Annotated in this window: 24 protein-coding genes; 7 read left to right on the top strand and 17 right to left on the bottom strand. The window is 72.2% G+C overall.

The features are described from left to right. Positions 1–2 precede the first annotated feature (2 nt). The 12 genes from ACFQ11_RS18410 to ACFQ11_RS18465 form a co-directional block, all read right to left on the bottom strand. Positions 3–239, bottom strand: coding sequence for a hypothetical protein (locus ACFQ11_RS18410; RefSeq protein WP_378300098.1), 237 nt, complete (start codon positions 237–239; stop codon positions 3–5). Then, complete coding sequence (locus ACFQ11_RS18415; RefSeq protein ID WP_378300100.1) at positions 239–925, bottom strand: recombinase RecT; 687 nt, start codon at positions 923–925, stop codon at positions 239–241. The genes ACFQ11_RS18410 and ACFQ11_RS18415 overlap by 1 nt, the downstream gene beginning before the upstream one ends. Beyond that, entirely contained in the window at positions 925–1,776 is an 852-nt protein-coding gene (locus ACFQ11_RS18420; RefSeq protein ID WP_378300102.1) for a PD-(D/E)XK nuclease-like domain-containing protein, read from the bottom strand. The genes ACFQ11_RS18415 and ACFQ11_RS18420 overlap by 1 nt, the downstream gene beginning before the upstream one ends. Continuing rightward, positions 1,773–2,021: a hypothetical protein gene (locus ACFQ11_RS18425; RefSeq protein ID WP_378300104.1), complete on the bottom strand. Its 249-nt coding sequence runs from the start codon at positions 2,019–2,021 to the stop codon at positions 1,773–1,775. The genes ACFQ11_RS18420 and ACFQ11_RS18425 overlap by 4 nt, the downstream gene beginning before the upstream one ends. Beyond that, positions 2,018–2,290 carry a hypothetical protein gene (locus tag ACFQ11_RS18430; RefSeq protein ID WP_378300106.1) on the bottom strand — a complete coding sequence of 91 codons (273 nt, stop codon included), beginning with the start codon at positions 2,288–2,290 and terminating at the stop codon, positions 2,018–2,020. The genes ACFQ11_RS18425 and ACFQ11_RS18430 overlap by 4 nt, the downstream gene beginning before the upstream one ends. After that, positions 2,287–2,625: a DUF6197 family protein gene (locus ACFQ11_RS18435; protein ID WP_378300108.1), complete on the bottom strand. Its 339-nt coding sequence runs from the start codon at positions 2,623–2,625 to the stop codon at positions 2,287–2,289. Before ACFQ11_RS18435 ends, ACFQ11_RS18430 begins: the two co-directional genes overlap by 4 nt. Next, positions 2,622–2,993: a DUF6197 family protein gene (locus ACFQ11_RS18440; protein WP_378300110.1), complete on the bottom strand. Its 372-nt coding sequence runs from the start codon at positions 2,991–2,993 to the stop codon at positions 2,622–2,624. The genes ACFQ11_RS18435 and ACFQ11_RS18440 overlap by 4 nt, the downstream gene beginning before the upstream one ends. Then, positions 2,990–3,187 (bottom strand): MerR family DNA-binding transcriptional regulator, encoded by a 198-nt coding sequence (locus tag ACFQ11_RS18445; RefSeq protein ID WP_378300112.1) that lies wholly within the window; start codon positions 3,185–3,187, stop codon positions 2,990–2,992. The genes ACFQ11_RS18440 and ACFQ11_RS18445 overlap by 4 nt, the downstream gene beginning before the upstream one ends. Before the next feature lie 75 nt (positions 3,188–3,262). Continuing rightward, on the bottom strand, positions 3,263–3,538 hold the full coding sequence (locus ACFQ11_RS18450) for a hypothetical protein (RefSeq protein ID WP_378300114.1): 276 nt from the start codon (positions 3,536–3,538) through the stop codon (positions 3,263–3,265). Beyond that, complete coding sequence (locus ACFQ11_RS18455; RefSeq protein ID WP_378300116.1) at positions 3,538–4,281, bottom strand: BRO-N domain-containing protein; 744 nt, start codon at positions 4,279–4,281, stop codon at positions 3,538–3,540. The genes ACFQ11_RS18450 and ACFQ11_RS18455 overlap by 1 nt, the downstream gene beginning before the upstream one ends. Beyond that, positions 4,278–4,424, bottom strand: a complete 147-nt coding sequence (locus ACFQ11_RS18460; protein WP_378300118.1) for a hypothetical protein — start codon at positions 4,422–4,424, stop codon at positions 4,278–4,280. The genes ACFQ11_RS18455 and ACFQ11_RS18460 overlap by 4 nt, the downstream gene beginning before the upstream one ends. Continuing rightward, positions 4,424–4,672: a helix-turn-helix domain-containing protein gene (locus ACFQ11_RS18465; RefSeq protein WP_378300120.1), complete on the bottom strand. Its 249-nt coding sequence runs from the start codon at positions 4,670–4,672 to the stop codon at positions 4,424–4,426. Before ACFQ11_RS18465 ends, ACFQ11_RS18460 begins: the two co-directional genes overlap by 1 nt. 148 nt (positions 4,673–4,820) lie before the next feature. On the opposite strand from ACFQ11_RS18465, the gene ACFQ11_RS18470 reads away from it, so the two are divergent. Together ACFQ11_RS18470 and ACFQ11_RS18475 are read left to right on the top strand one after the other, a co-directional pair. After that, the gene (locus ACFQ11_RS18470) at positions 4,821–5,270 is read left to right on the top strand and encodes a helix-turn-helix domain-containing protein (RefSeq protein WP_378300122.1); all 450 of its coding nucleotides are present in this window, start codon (positions 4,821–4,823) and stop codon (positions 5,268–5,270) included. Between the two features lie 178 nt (positions 5,271–5,448). Then, complete coding sequence (locus ACFQ11_RS18475; RefSeq protein ID WP_378300124.1) at positions 5,449–5,697, top strand: hypothetical protein; 249 nt, start codon at positions 5,449–5,451, stop codon at positions 5,695–5,697. Between the two features lie 72 nt (positions 5,698–5,769). Here the strand turns inward: ACFQ11_RS18475 and ACFQ11_RS18480 are convergent, their stop codons facing one another. From ACFQ11_RS18480 to ACFQ11_RS18490, 3 genes are all read right to left on the bottom strand, one after another. Then, on the bottom strand, positions 5,770–6,726 hold the full coding sequence (locus tag ACFQ11_RS18480) for a tyrosine-type recombinase/integrase (RefSeq protein ID WP_378300126.1): 957 nt from the start codon (positions 6,724–6,726) through the stop codon (positions 5,770–5,772). A 245-nt stretch (positions 6,727–6,971) separates the two neighbouring features. Continuing rightward, positions 6,972–7,577, bottom strand: a complete 606-nt coding sequence (locus tag ACFQ11_RS18485) for an ATP-dependent Clp protease proteolytic subunit (protein ID WP_378300128.1) — start codon at positions 7,575–7,577, stop codon at positions 6,972–6,974. Continuing rightward, positions 7,574–8,242: a ClpP family protease gene (locus ACFQ11_RS18490; protein WP_378300130.1), complete on the bottom strand. Its 669-nt coding sequence runs from the start codon at positions 8,240–8,242 to the stop codon at positions 7,574–7,576. The genes ACFQ11_RS18485 and ACFQ11_RS18490 overlap by 4 nt, the downstream gene beginning before the upstream one ends. A gap of 102 nt (positions 8,243–8,344) precedes the next feature. Here ACFQ11_RS18490 and ACFQ11_RS18495 point away from each other — a divergent pair, with 102 nt between their 5' ends. Then, on the top strand, positions 8,345–8,638 hold the full coding sequence (locus ACFQ11_RS18495; protein ID WP_378300132.1) for a type II toxin-antitoxin system Phd/YefM family antitoxin: 294 nt from the start codon (positions 8,345–8,347) through the stop codon (positions 8,636–8,638). A gap of 72 nt (positions 8,639–8,710) precedes the next feature. Here the strand turns inward: ACFQ11_RS18495 and ACFQ11_RS18500 are convergent, their stop codons facing one another. Next, the gene (locus tag ACFQ11_RS18500) at positions 8,711–9,535 is read right to left on the bottom strand and encodes a glycerophosphodiester phosphodiesterase (RefSeq protein ID WP_378300134.1); all 825 of its coding nucleotides are present in this window, start codon (positions 9,533–9,535) and stop codon (positions 8,711–8,713) included. A 104-nt stretch (positions 9,536–9,639) separates the two neighbouring features. On the opposite strand from ACFQ11_RS18500, the gene ACFQ11_RS18505 reads away from it, so the two are divergent. The 4 genes from ACFQ11_RS18505 to ACFQ11_RS18520 all read left to right on the top strand — a co-directional run bounded on the left by ACFQ11_RS18505 (position 9,640) and on the right by ACFQ11_RS18520 (position 12,514). Further along, a complete protein-coding gene (locus ACFQ11_RS18505; RefSeq protein WP_378300136.1) occupies positions 9,640–9,858 on the top strand; it encodes an EF-hand domain-containing protein in 219 nt (72 codons plus the stop codon). Positions 9,859–10,367: 509 nt separating this feature from the next. After that, positions 10,368–10,568 carry a hypothetical protein gene (locus tag ACFQ11_RS18510; RefSeq protein WP_378300138.1) on the top strand — a complete coding sequence of 67 codons (201 nt, stop codon included), beginning with the start codon at positions 10,368–10,370 and terminating at the stop codon, positions 10,566–10,568. Positions 10,569–10,768: 200 nt separating this feature from the next. Then, on the top strand, positions 10,769–11,188 hold the full coding sequence (locus tag ACFQ11_RS18515; RefSeq protein WP_378300140.1) for a YciI family protein: 420 nt from the start codon (positions 10,769–10,771) through the stop codon (positions 11,186–11,188). 27 nt (positions 11,189–11,215) lie between these two features. Further along, the gene (locus tag ACFQ11_RS18520; protein ID WP_378300142.1) at positions 11,216–12,514 is read left to right on the top strand and encodes an RNA polymerase sigma factor; all 1,299 of its coding nucleotides are present in this window, start codon (positions 11,216–11,218) and stop codon (positions 12,512–12,514) included. 112 nt (positions 12,515–12,626) lie between these two features. Here ACFQ11_RS18520 and ACFQ11_RS18525 read toward each other — a convergent pair. Beyond that, positions 12,627–13,123: MFS transporter (locus ACFQ11_RS18525; RefSeq protein ID WP_378300144.1), on the bottom strand; the 497-nt coding region annotated here is incomplete at its 5' end.

Here is a 13,123-nt window from a genome sequence, read left to right on the forward strand (position 1 = left end):
CCTCACGACGCACCGCCGTCCCGGGTGAGGGCGAGATAGGGACACGTGCCGGGCGCGAGGTCCTTGCAGGTCCGAACCGGAAGCAGCGCCGCGAGGCGGGGCCAGCGCGCGAAGCGCACTCCGCAGGCGCAGCACTCGTAGGCGGCGCGCCACGTCGGCGGCTTGTCGCTGTCCACGATGGCGTGGCACTCGGGGCAGCGGTGCGGCTTGTCGCTGTTCCAGCGACGCACGCGGGCCATCACGCACCCGCCTCGTGCTCGGCGGCCTGCTCGGCGGCGTCGGCGTCCGCGTCGCCGTACTCCATCGCGGGCGCGACGATCTCGCCGTCCACCACGTCGTCCGGCTCCGGCACGCGGTGGGCCGGCCCCGGCGCGGCCTCCTGCTGCGGCGGCTCCGACGCACGCGGCCCGGTCACGTCCGCCGCCGTCACCCGCTGCTGCTGCTCCGCCGGCCGCTGCTCGTCCTGCGTCGGCAGCCCCGTCACGTCGAACGCCCTGCGCAGCGCGTGCGACTCGGCGGCCTTCAACGCCATCTCCTGCGCGTACTGCACGTTCCCGCCGCCGCGCGCCTGGTAGCGGCCCGGGTAGGTGAACGGGAACCTCATGTCCTTCCGGTACACGCTGACCCGGGCGGTCCACTCCGAGCCGTCCTCCGACAGCGTCGGCTCCTGCTCGACGACGATCCCGTCGAGCTGCCCGGACGTGTGCGCGACGTGCAGCAGCCCGTCCCGGGTGATGTACACCCCGCCCTTCGGGATGACGATCACGTGCTTCAGCAGCGGGTCCAGGTCGTAGTGCCGGGCGACCGCAACGACCGCGCGGGACTTCGGGTCCCGCGGGTTGAGCCCCAGGTAGGTGAAGATCTGCTCGTCGGTCGAGTCGAACGCCCCGACCTGCGTGTTCGCTCGGGTGGCAATCTCGGTCATCAGAACGGCTCCTCCAGGCGCGCGCTCGCCCACGCGGGCAGCGACACCAGCTCGATCTCGGGGGAATAGCCCGGCCACGTGTCGGTCGCGCGGCACCGGGCGTAGAGGTCCAGGGCGCGGCGGTTCAGCTCGCCGCCGACGATCAGCGCGGGCTGATCCAGCTCGACGACGGACACCAGGTAGGGCGGGTCCTTCTCGACGAACACGAAGACCATCGCCGGGTCCGGCGCGAGGCCCAGCGCGCGATAGCCGTCCAGATACCAGGCGCCCTGCTGGTCGTAGCCGAAGTCCGCGACCGTCTTGGCGACCTTCCTTGGCGACGCGTTCGTCGTCGTCTTCAGGTCCGCCAGGATGTGCAGCCCGACCGTGCCCGCGTGGGGCATGTGGTCGACCATCGCCCGGCACATCACGCCGGTCTCCTCGTCGCGCCAGACGAGCACCTGCTCGGACTTCCCGCGCGCCGGGGCGAACAGCTTCCTCGCGACCGGGTGCCGCAGGACGGCGGACGCCATCGCGAACGCCTGGTCGTAGGTGTCAGCCAGCAGCGGCAGGTTCCCGAGCGCCTCCTCCTCGGCGCGGGCCTCCTTCGCCGCCTTGCTGTCCCACCGCTTCGCGTCGACACGAACCGGCTTCGGGCCGGCGCCGAGGATGAGGGTGTGCACGGCGGTGCCGAGGATCATCGCGGGGGTCGGCGGCGTCGGGTGCTCCAGCTCGTACCGCCAGCGGGCGGGCGGCATCTGAAGCAGCCGCCGCGCGCCCGTGCTCGACAGCGACCCGCCCTCGACGGGGTCGCGGTGGTAGAGGTCGGCCGGGATGTCGTAGACGCCGGGCTCTGTGATGCGCGCGCTCATCGGCCCCACGACCCGTCGTCGAGGCCCATGTCGCGGATCTCCCGCTCGGCGACCGCGTTCCGGTCGGCGACCTCCTGGTCCCGGCGGCGCATCTCCCTGCGCAGCAACATCGCGCACACCTGCGGGCACACCTGGAGCGTCTCCCGCAGGATCGTCACCGCGGCCGTCGCGTCGATGAGGGCGGGCTCGTACAGGTCCACGACCATCGCGACCTGCTCGTCCAGCTCCGAGTCGTACGCCCTCACGACGCCTCCCCGTTCAGATGCTCGGCGGCGGTGACGTCGCGGATGGTGAGGACGTCGTCCTGCAGCCCGAACAGCACCAGCCGCCACCCGTCGGGGAAGTCGCCGTGGATCTTGAACCGGGCGGGCTGCCTGGACGGCTGCCCGAACATCGCGGCCACCGCGTCGTCGCCGCCGCTGAACGTCACCTGGTGGCCCTGGACGGTCTCGACGTGCCCGGACCTCCAGATCACCTCGTAGGTCCGCAGCGGCCCGTAGTCGTACTTCCTCACCGGCCCGCCTCCCGCTCGCTCGCGGCGACCGCACGCAGGACGGTGATGACCTCGAACGCGGTCCGGCCGGGCCGGTCGTTCCAGTCGGCCACCGAGCCCGTGAGCAGATCGAGGTGCTCCAGAACGGCCCTGTAAGCGCGCCCGGGGTTCTTGTGGTGGATGCGGGCGTCCACGGGTCGCCCGGAGGCGATGTGGATCGCGCCGACCATGCACACCCGGCACTCGCGGGCGGGGACACCCAAGGACGCCTGCTCGGTGTCGAAGAAGTAGCCCCAGTGCCAGCCCTGCCGCTCGATCACGGCCGCGGCACCGTCGAGGATCTCGCTGGCCTTCACCGGTCCTGCCTCCGCTCGTTCTCGGCGGCGGCGCGCAGCATGGCCACGACCTGCTCGGCGGTCGGCCTCTCGGCGTCGTTCCAGCGGGCGACCGTCTCGATCAGGGCCTCGGTCTCCTCGGCCACGCCCGGGACGATGAGCCGCGCCAGCGCGAGGTACGCCTGCCGGTGCGCCCCGCGCAGGGACGCCTCGTCGTCGGCGTCGATCTCGGCGTGGCCGAGGGCAGCGACGTTGATCGCGCCACCGGCGCAGACGGGGCAGTCGACTTCCGGCATGTCGGGGACGGTCAAGATCCAGTCGCCGTGGTGCAGGCCGTTCCGCTCGACCACGTCGGCGGCCCGCTCAAGGATCTGCGAGGGCTTCATCATCGGGTCGCCTCCGTCGTGGTGGCGGCCAGCAGGGCGTGCACCTCGTCGGCGAAGAAGCGGTACGGCCCCGTCGGCGTGCGAATCGAGGACAACTTCCCGGCCTGCCCCCAGAGGGCGACGGTCTTCGGGGTGACACGGAACGCGGTCGCAACCTCCTTTGAGGTCATCAGCTCGCGGATGGTGGGGGTGGACATCGGATCCTCCGTAGGATGTGGGTGCGGATTCCTCCGCCGCCCCGGTCCTGTGCACCCAGGCCGGGGCATCTGCTTTCAGGGGGTCTTGTTCTTGCGGGCCTGCGCGGCCCGGTACGCCATCCGCTGGTAGTGCGCGGACCGAGCGTTCTCCGCCGCCTTCGCCCGCGTCGCGTCGTCCATCTCGCCGTCGGGGTCGACGCGCTTCTCCCAGTAGGAGAGGGACGCGGGGGAGGAGGCGGTGCCGTTCGCGGTGCGGGCGGACCGGTCCCTGGTGTTCGCCCAGGACGTGTTCACGGCGATGCGAGCGCGGAGGCTCCGCTCCGCCGGCGTCAGGTTCTTCGGCTTGCCCATCAGCGGGACACCGCCTCGAACGCCTGCTCCAGCACATCGGCCGGGTAGGTGTTCACGGTTCCGAACGTGGCGTCCTGCCGGGGGACCGGCTTCTCCCCGCGGGCCTTCAGCAGCCGGGTGGCCTTGGCGCCGACTCGGGACAGGTACGGCCGGTCGGTAGGCCGGTCGGTGAGCTTGGCGTGGGCGAGAGCGGTGAACCAGTCGTGGCGCCCCTCGATCGCGGAGACCTTCGCCTCGACGGTGGTGACGCGCTGCTGCGTGGCGCGCATGTCGGCGCGCTGCTGGCGGATCGCGTCCACCATCGACTGGATCACATCGAGGTCAGCGTCCGGCGACTTGGCCATCTCGGCCGACCGGCGGAACTGCGGCAGGACGACCTTCACGACCCAGCGGCGGAACATGCGCGGCCCGTCGCCGCGGCCGGCAAGCCCGAGAGTGGCGAAGCCGTCCTCGTTGACGAACCACGCCTCCGCATTTCCGCTGGTCACCCCGGCCCTAAGGTTCTTTAGGGCGGCGTGACCTGCGAAAACCTCGTTGAGGTTCAGCTTGCGCCGGTCGTCGTCCTCGACGAGGTGGATCGCGGCCGAGGGGTTGCTGTGGCCGGTGCCCTTGCAGAGGTCGGCGAAGTGGAGCCAGACGGTGCCGTCGACGCGGGCCCACCGGAGGGACTGCCCGGTCTCCGGGTAGTGGATCACCCCGGCGTCGGCGTTCTCGTCGAAGCGGAAGAGCTGCAGTCCGGTCACTTCTTCCCTCCCTTCTTCTGCTCGGCCCGGCGCCTGGCCTCCTCGGCCTTGCGCTTGACCTCCTCCAGCTCCTTCGCGGCCTGGGCGCGCTGCTGGCGGCGGACATCCCACGCGTCCTCTCGGCGCTTCTTCGAGGGGCCCATCAGGCGGACTCCGCCGTCGGCTCGTCGACCGCCAAGTCCATGCGCGGCACGCCGACGATGCGGGCGTAGGCGTTGAAGAGTTCGAGGCCGGGCTGCTGATGGCCGAGCTCGATGTTGCGGATGGTGTCGACGTGCCGCTCGATGCCCGCGGCGCGGAGGCGCTCGACGAGGTCGTCGACCGTGAGGTCTGCGGCCTCCCGGGCGAGCCGCATCTTGCGGCCGTCAGCGGTGAGGGTGAGCTTTGCCATGCCCAGACGATACGCCAGATCTGCACAGGTTTGTAGGGGCAATCTGCGCAGATGGAGGGCGAATCTGACACATAATTGCGCTGACCTGCGAAAATACCTTCCAGATCCATATAGACCTGTGCAGGTCTGTGCTGCAAGATGTGGGGACGTGAGCGAGAAACCGCACGAGCGGCTCAAGGCCGCCATCGAAGCGCGCCGCACCGAACTGGGGCTCAGCCTCCGCCAGGTCGCCGAGGGCGCAGGAATCACCACCGAGACCCTGCGCGCCATCCGGAACGGGCAGAATCCCAGCGCCCTCACCAAGAGCGGCCTGGAGCAGACCCTCAAATGGAAGTCGGGCAGTGTCGACCGAGTCCGCGAAGGCGGCGCCCCCGAACCCGCCGAGGCCAGCGGAAGGCGGCGGCGCCCCAGGCTGCGCCGGCGGAGCGTCATGGACGAGGCGGAGGAGGTGATGGCCGAGAACGAGCGGATGGCCGAAGAGATCGTGAACTCGTGGCGACATCTCGACGCCGAGGCTCAGGCCATGGTTGCGGACCTCATTGACATGCTGAAAAGGAAAGCCGAAGAACAATCACGGAACGATCGCGGCGAGCGGTAACCGCTGCCTGACCTGCAAGGTTTACGCAACCTCCTGGCCGTAAACGGTCATAGACACTGGGTGACTTTTAAGACCGAAATCACCGATGATGGGCGATCAGTCACAGTACACAGCGACTCCCTGACTAAGGGTCACCTAACCGCGCAAGGTGAGGTCGCACGCATCTCGGGAGCACTACGTGCACGCTCAGCTCATCACCGGCGCCACCGTCGTCGCCGCCTCAGTCGCCGCCGTTCTCCTCCTCGTGACCGCGCCTACACCCGCCCTGCGGGACCTCGGACTCGCCGGAGTCATCTACACCGCCACCGCCGGCGCCGCGCTCCTCATCGACTGGCGCCTGTCCCGCCTCGAGCAGCTCGGTCAGCGCGTCGTGCACGTCGAGCATGACGTCCTGACCGAGCTGCGGCAGCGGGCACCGCTCAACTAGGCCGGGCCGCTCCCGCCCGACCCAATGGAACGGTCCGCCCGCGGGTGCCCCGCACATCCGCGGGCGGACCTTCTACAGTTGATCCCCGAACGACAGCCGCCGGTGCGCCTCCCGCGCCCGCTCATCCGCCGCCGACGCCCCGTACCGCTCCAGCATCCGACTGGAGCGCCACCCGAAGATCCGCTTCATGTCCTGGTCGTTCATCCCCGCCAGCCGCAACTGATGCGCCGCGGTATGCCGAAGCTGATGCGGGTAGAGATGCCCGAGCCCGGCCGCCTCCGCCCGCTGCGCGATCATCTTCTCCACCCGGTCCACACTGATGGGACCCACCCGGCTCAGGAACAGCCGGTCCGTCGTCCGCGCCTTGGGGTGCCGGCGCCGCGCCCGCAGGTACCGGTCCACCGCCCGCGCGGTCTTCGCGCCGAACGGCACCGCCCGCTTGCGGCCGCCCTTCCCGTGCACCCAGAACACCTGCTGCTCCATGTCGACATCGTCGACCGTCAGCTTGGTCAGCTCCCCGACCCGCATGCCGCCGTCGGCGAACGACCGGATGATCGCCTCGTCGCGGCGCCCCTCGTAGGTGTTGTCGCAGCCGTCCAGCATCGCCAGCACGCCCTCGCGGGCCACGACGGGCACCGGCTGGTCCTTCACCGAGGGCTGCTTCACCCCGTCCATCGGGGACGCGGGCAGCTCGTCCTCGGCCACCAGCCAGTTGAAGAACGCGCGGCAGTTGGCGAACTTGGTGCTTCGGGTGGACTCCTTCAGCCCGGCCTCGCGCATCGCCGTCAGCCAGTCCTTGATGTGCTCGCGGGTGATGTCCTCCATCGTGGCGGGAGGATCGTCGAGGGCGGCCAGGTGCGCGGCGAGGGTCCGCACCGACTGGCCGTAGGTCTTCAGGGTGAGCGGGCTCGCGCCGTCGTTGAGCATGTCGCGATGCCAGGACGGCAGCAACTCCAGCAAGTCGTCGGCAGCGCACGGGGCGGCGGGCGGCTCCTCGGGAGCCGCGTCGGGGGAGGGGGCATCGGCCATGGGGGACCTCACGGTATCCGGCGTTCTAGCCGCATTCACTTCCACTTCCATGGAACCGCGGCTAGTCTGTGCACGTCGAAGCACCAAAACCATAGCCCACGGCTACGCGTGAACGCCGGATACCGTGACAAGATTCCCGTCCGGGGCCCGGTCCAACCCTGCTTGTTCTCGCCGGTGCCACGCCGCCGCGTGGGGAACCTCCCTCCCGGGCCGCCCCGCGGGGCCCGCGCGCCCGCCCGGGAGGGTCAGCGCCGCGACGTCAGGACCTCGTCGATCAGCCCGTACTCCAGCGCCTCCCGGGCGGTGAAGTAGCGGTCGCGGTCGAGGTCGCGGCGCACCGTCGCGGGGTCCTTGCCCGTGGCCTCGGCGATGATCGCCTCGGTCTGGGTGCGCAGCCGCAGCACCTCCTCCGCCTGGATCTGCAGGTCGCTGGACTGGCCGCGGGACGTCCCCGCCTCCGGCTGGTGCAGCAGGATCCGGGCGCTGGCCAGCGCCGCGCGCTTTCCGGGCGTCCCGGCCGCCAGCAGCACCGCCGCCGCCGCTCCCGCCTGCCCCACGCAGGTGGTCTCCACGTCGGGACGGACGTACTGCATCGTGTCGTGGATCGCCATCATCGCCGTCAGCGACCCGCCGGGGGAGTTGATGTACAGGGCGATGCGGCGGTCGGGGTCCATGCCCTCCAGCGCCAGCATCTGCGCGGTGACGTCATTGGCGCTGACGTCGTCGACCGGGGTCCCGAGGAACACGATGCGGTCCTCGAACAGCTTGTTGTAGGGGTCGGTCTCCTTGCGCCCGTAGGGCGTCTGCTCCTCGTAGGAGGGGACGAGGGAGCGTTTCTCGGCCCGCGTCACGTGCCCACCCGGTCCGTGCTGTCGATGACGTGGTCGATGAACCCGTACTCGCGTGCCTGCTCGGCGGTGAACCACCGGTCCCGGTCGGCGTCGGTCTCGATCCGCTCCAGGGGCTGCCCGGTGTGGAACGCGGTCCGCTCGGCCAGGGTCCGCTTCAGGTAGAGCGACTGCTCGGCCTGGATCTTGATGTCGGACGCGGTGCCGCCGATGCCGCCGTGCGGCTGGTGCATCATGACGCGCGCGTGCCGCAGCGCGTAGCGCTTGCCGGCCGTTCCCGCGCACAGCAGTGTCTGTCCCATGGAGGCGGCCATGCCCATCGCGACGGTGGAGATGTCGTTCGGGACGAACTGCATCATGTCGTAGATCGCCATCCCGGCGTCCACGACGCCGCCGGGGGAGTTGATGTAGAGGGTGATGTCGCGCCGCGCGTCGTGCGCCGCGAGCAGCAGCAGCTGCGCGTTCACCCGGTTGGCGACCTGATCGTCGATCTCGGTTCCGAGGAACACGATGCGCTGCGCGAGCAGCCGCTCGAACAGCTGCGCCTCGGCGAGCTGCGGCGCCTCGGCGAGCTTGGCGCGGACGCGGGGCGCGTGGGTGTCCGATCGGGCGTCCGGTCGGGTTTGCGTTCGCCGCTCACCGGGCCGGGGCCTCGGCTCCTCGTTCATGAACCCTCCCGCTCGATCTGTACATTCCGTACACTATGTACGTCCGAGGCTAGTGGCGGCCCGGTGCCGAGGCCAGGGGGAGTGACCATGTTTCGCTATACGATGAATCCCGTGGATGTTCCGGTAACCGAAGCACGCGCCCAGTTCGCGGACCTCGTCAACCGGGTCGCCTACACCGGCGAGCCCGTGAAACTGACGCGGCGGGGCAAGGTGATGGCCGCGCTGGTCTCCCCGGAAGATCTGGAGCTGCTGGAGGCGGTGCGGTCGCAGCGGGTCGAGCTGCCGCAGCCCGGGCAGACCGCGCAAACGGCGCAGCCCGCGCCGCCCGCCGACCGCCCCCAGGCGGCGCCGCTGCGCATCGCCGCCGAGTACCGGCCGCCCGGATTCGGCCGCTGACCCGGCCGCCTCGTCCCGGCCGCCTCGTCCCGGCCGCCCTGCCCAGCGGCCGTCCGGCGCCCCGGGCGCCCGTCAGGCCCCGGCCCGGCTCTCCGGCGCGGGCGACGGACGCTCCCACAGTCCCCGGGCCGCCAGCACGCGGCGCAAGGTGACCAGCTCGTCGGTCATGATGCCGTCGACGCCGATGTCCAGCAGCCGCTCCATCGCGGCCCCGTCGTTCACCGTCCAGGCGTGGACCTGCAGCCCCAGCCGGTGCGCCGTGGCGACGAACCCCTCGGTCACGAACGGCAGCGGCCCCAGCCCGTAGGGCACCTGCGCGCACGCCACCCCCGTCGCGGCCAGCCGCACCAGCTTGGCCGTCGGTCCCCCGTACGACTTGGCGCGCAGCGCCATCACCCCGCGCGGCCCCAGCGCCGTGCACACGTCCTTGTCCGTGTACAGCGGCAGCCGCGCCCGCATCTGCGCGAGCCTGCGGGTGGAGAACGACGTCAGGCACACCCGGTGCCAGGCGTTCGTGCGGCGCAGCACCTCGGCGAGCGGCCCGATGACCCCGGCGTCCTTGAGGTCGATGTTGACGCGCGCGTCCGGCCAGGCCCCCAGGACGTCCTCCAGCCGGGGGATCGGCTCGGTCCCGGCGATCCGGGCCCGCGCGATCTCCGCGAAGGGGAGCCGGGCGACGGTGCCGGTCCGGTCGGTCACCCGGTCCAGGGTGCGGTCGTGGAACGCGACCACGACACCGTCCGCGGTGGCGTGCGCGTCGGTCTCCAGATAGCGGTAGCCCAGGTCGACCGCCCGCTGGAAGGCGGCCATGGAGTTCTCGGGACGCCCGCCGGCCCCGCCGCGGTGAGCGAAGGGGATGGGCCCGGGGTGATCGAGGAATTCGTACGAGCGGCGCACTCGTCCGATTATGGCGGACCCGGCGCCGCCGCCCTCACCCCGCCGCGCGAGGCGGCCGGCCGGTGCTACGGTCGGCCCACCGCCAACGAAAGAGGGAACCCCACATGAGCGGCATCGACGACTACAAGCCCACGTTCGACCTCGTCGACGTCGACGGTGACGGATACATCACCATCCCGGAGCTGCAGAACCTCATGCGCGCCCTGGGACTGGACGCCGGCCGGACGCGCGCGGTCGAGGTGGTCGTCGAGAGCGACGTCGACCGCGACGGCAAAATCTCCCTGGAGGAGTTCGCCGCCCTGATGGAGCGCACCCGCGCCTGACCGCGAGGGCGCCGCCGCACCCGGCGCGCGTGCCTTCCCGGGCCGGGGACGCCGACGGGCGCGGCCGCGCAGACGCCGGGTGGCGTCGCGCGCCGCGCCTTGCGACCGGGCCGGCGGGGACCGGTGAACCGCCGGGCCCCGCCGGTGACGGGTGCGGCTCCCGCTCCGCCGCCGCCCCCGAGCACCGCCGCCCATCTGTGCTCGATCCGCCCCAGCGGCGCGTCGCCGTGCGCCAGCGCCCGCCGCACCGCCGCCCAGCTCTCGTCCTCGACGGCGAGCGCGTGGCGGAGATACGTCCACGTGACGCGCTGCCGGAGGGCGACCCGCTCGGGGTTCTCGTCCGTGGTCTCGGCGGCCTCGTATCCGGCGATCCCGCCGAGCGAGTGCCCGGCCCCGAACAGCGTGAGCAGGCCCTTGAGGCCCGCCCGGGCTGAGGGTGTAGGGCTCGGTGGTCCATTCCGGCCCCCGGCGGGTCACCGGCAGGTCGTCCTCGTCTGTACGCCGCGGGAGTGCCGAGCGGCTCGATCGTGGCCCTGCTGGCGTGCGTGGTGGACGGTGAGGCGACGCCGGAACTGCCGGAGCGGCTTTCGGCGGAGCGGGACCGCATCGAGGGACGGATCGGCGGCCTGGTGGACGCCCGCGACAGGCTCGACGCCGTCATCGCCGCCGCCGACAACCTGCGGACGGGCCGGCACTGCGACACCCGGTAACGGCCGCGGCGGCGATGGCGGCGGTGCGGGGAACGCGCAGGTCGGGGCGAGGGTGAAGGACGCGCGGGTGCGGGCCCGGAGGCCGCGCGAAAAATTTTCCGAAGATGTCCGGCGGTGATGTCGATCCGTGCTGGTCCCGTTCGACCTGGGGGTGAGAGGGTCCCGGAGAAGAGGGCCCGGACCACGCGAGGAGACGAACGATGAAGTACATGCTGATCTGGCGCGCCACCGACGAGGCCTACGCGCAGATGGGCGACGTCGACTTCACACAGATGCTGGAGACCGTCGGGCGGTACAACGAGGAGCTGATCAAGGCCGGGGTGCTGCTGGCGGCGGAGGGGCTCGACGACGCGTCCGAGGGCGTCGTGGTCGACCACTCGGCGGAGGTCCCGGTGGTGACGGACGGCCCCTACGGGGAGACCAAGGAGCTGTTCGGCGGGTTCTACATCCTCAACGTGGCGTCGAAGGAGGAGGCCGTGGAGTGGGCGAAGCGGTCGCCGATCACCGGGCCGGGCTTCAAGACCGAGATCCGGCGGGTCACCACGATCGACGAGTTCCCCCAGGACAACGAGTGGATCCAGAAGGAGCGGGCCTGGCGGGAGGCGACCGGGCAGCTCTGACCCGGACGGCGGACGATGAACGGTTCGATGAACGGTTCGGTGGGCGGTTCCAACGGCCGTGAGGCCGTCACCGCCGTGTGGCGGATCGAGTCGGCGCGGATCGTCGGTGCGCTGGCGCGGTACACCGGCGATTTCGCGCTGGCGGAGGATCTGGCGCAGGAGGCGCTGGCGGAGGCGCTGGTGAACTGGCCGCGCGACGGCGTGCCGCGCAATCCGGCGGGATGGCTGCTGACGGTGGGCCGGCGGCGCGCGATCGACGCGTTCCGCCGGCGTGCCGCGCGCGACGAGAGGTACGCCGTCCTGGCCCGGGACCTGGGCGAGGGCGGCGCCCTGTCCGGGGGCGCGCCCGCGGGCGGGAACCGGGAGGACGAGGACGTGCTGTGGGACCCGGATCAGATCGATGACGACGTGCTGGCGCTGATGTTCACCTCCTGTCACCCGGTGCTGTCGCGGGAGGCGCGCGTCGCGTTGACGTTGCGCGTCGTCGGGGGCCTGACCAGCGACGAGATCGCCCGGGGGTTCCTGGTGCCGACAGCGACGGTGCAGGCGCGGATCACGCGGGCGAAGAAGACGCTGGGGGCGGCGCGGGTGCCGTTCGCGGTGCCGTCGGCGGCGGAGCGGGCGGAGCGGCTGGGGTCGGTGCTCAGCGTGATCTACCTGATCTTCACGGAGGGTTCGTCGGCGAGCTCGGGACGCGAGCTGATCCGGCTGGACCTGGCCGGCGAGGCGCAGCGGCTGGCGCGGGTGATGGCGCGGTTGATGCCCGAGGCTTCGGAGGCGCACGGCCTGCTGGCACTGCTGGAGCTGACGGCGGCGCGGTTCCCGGCGCGGGTCGGCCCGGACGGCGAACCGGTCCTGCTGGAGCGGCAGGACCGGCGGCGGTGGGACCGTGCGGCGATCGGGCGCGGGCGCGCGGCGCTGGCGCGGGCCGAGCGCACGGGCCGCGGGCTGGGGGCCTACGGGCTGCAGGCGGCGATCGCGGAGTGTCACGCCGTGGCCGGGTCGGTGGAGGAGACCGACTGGGAGCGGATCGTGGTGCTGTACGAGGCGCTGGGGCGGCTGGCGCCCTCCCCCGTCGTGGACCTGAACCGGGCGGTGGCGGTGTCGATGGCGCGGGGCCCGGGCGCGGCGTTGCCGATCGTGGACGGGCTGGTGAAGGCGGGCGCGTTGCCGGGATCGCATCTGCTGCCGAGCGTGCGCGGGGAGCTGCTGCGGCGCCTGGGGCGCGCGGAGGAGGCCCGTGCGGAGCTGGACGCGGCGGTGACGCTGTGCGGCAACGAGCGGGAGCGGGCGGTCCTGACGCGGAAGCTGGACGAACTGGAGTGAGGCGCCGCCCGGCCCGCCGCCCGGCCCGCCGCCGCGGGCCGGGCGGCGGGCCGGGCGGAGGAGGGTCCTCACCCATGCTCCCCTCGACGGACCCATGGCGGCTTCCGGTGCGTCACAGGTGCCGGGCCCGTGGCGGCCGGTGGCGGAGGAGCAGGAAGGCGGCCGTGACGGCGGCGGGCAGGGCGGTGACGAGGAAGCACACGCGCAGGGGGAGGAGGTCCAGGAGCGCGCCGGTGGCGGCGATGCCGGTGGTGGCGCCGAGGTTGAGGGCGGTGTTGACCCAGGCGGCGGCGCGGACCCGCGCGCCGGGCGGCGCGGCGGTGTCGGCGATGAGGTAGGCGGTGGTGGTGGCGGGTGCGATGAACACGCCCGCGGCGCCGACCAGGACGGCGAGCGCCGCGGCGGCCGCGGCGACGGCCGCCGCGGCGAGGGCGGCGCCGAGCGCGGCGACGCAGGCGGTGAGACGGGCGCCGGGCGCGCTGCGCCAGGTGAGGGCGCCGTCGGCGAGGCCGCCGAGGGCGTCGGAACCGGCGAGCGCGGCCTCGATCAGGGCGGCGGTGGCGGCGGGTTCGCCGTGGTGGCGGGCGTGGGCGACGACGAGCAGGCCGA

Source organism: Actinomadura sediminis (assembly GCF_042675525.1).
Classification (GTDB): domain Bacteria; phylum Actinomycetota; class Actinomycetes; order Streptosporangiales; family Streptosporangiaceae; genus Spirillospora; species Spirillospora sediminis.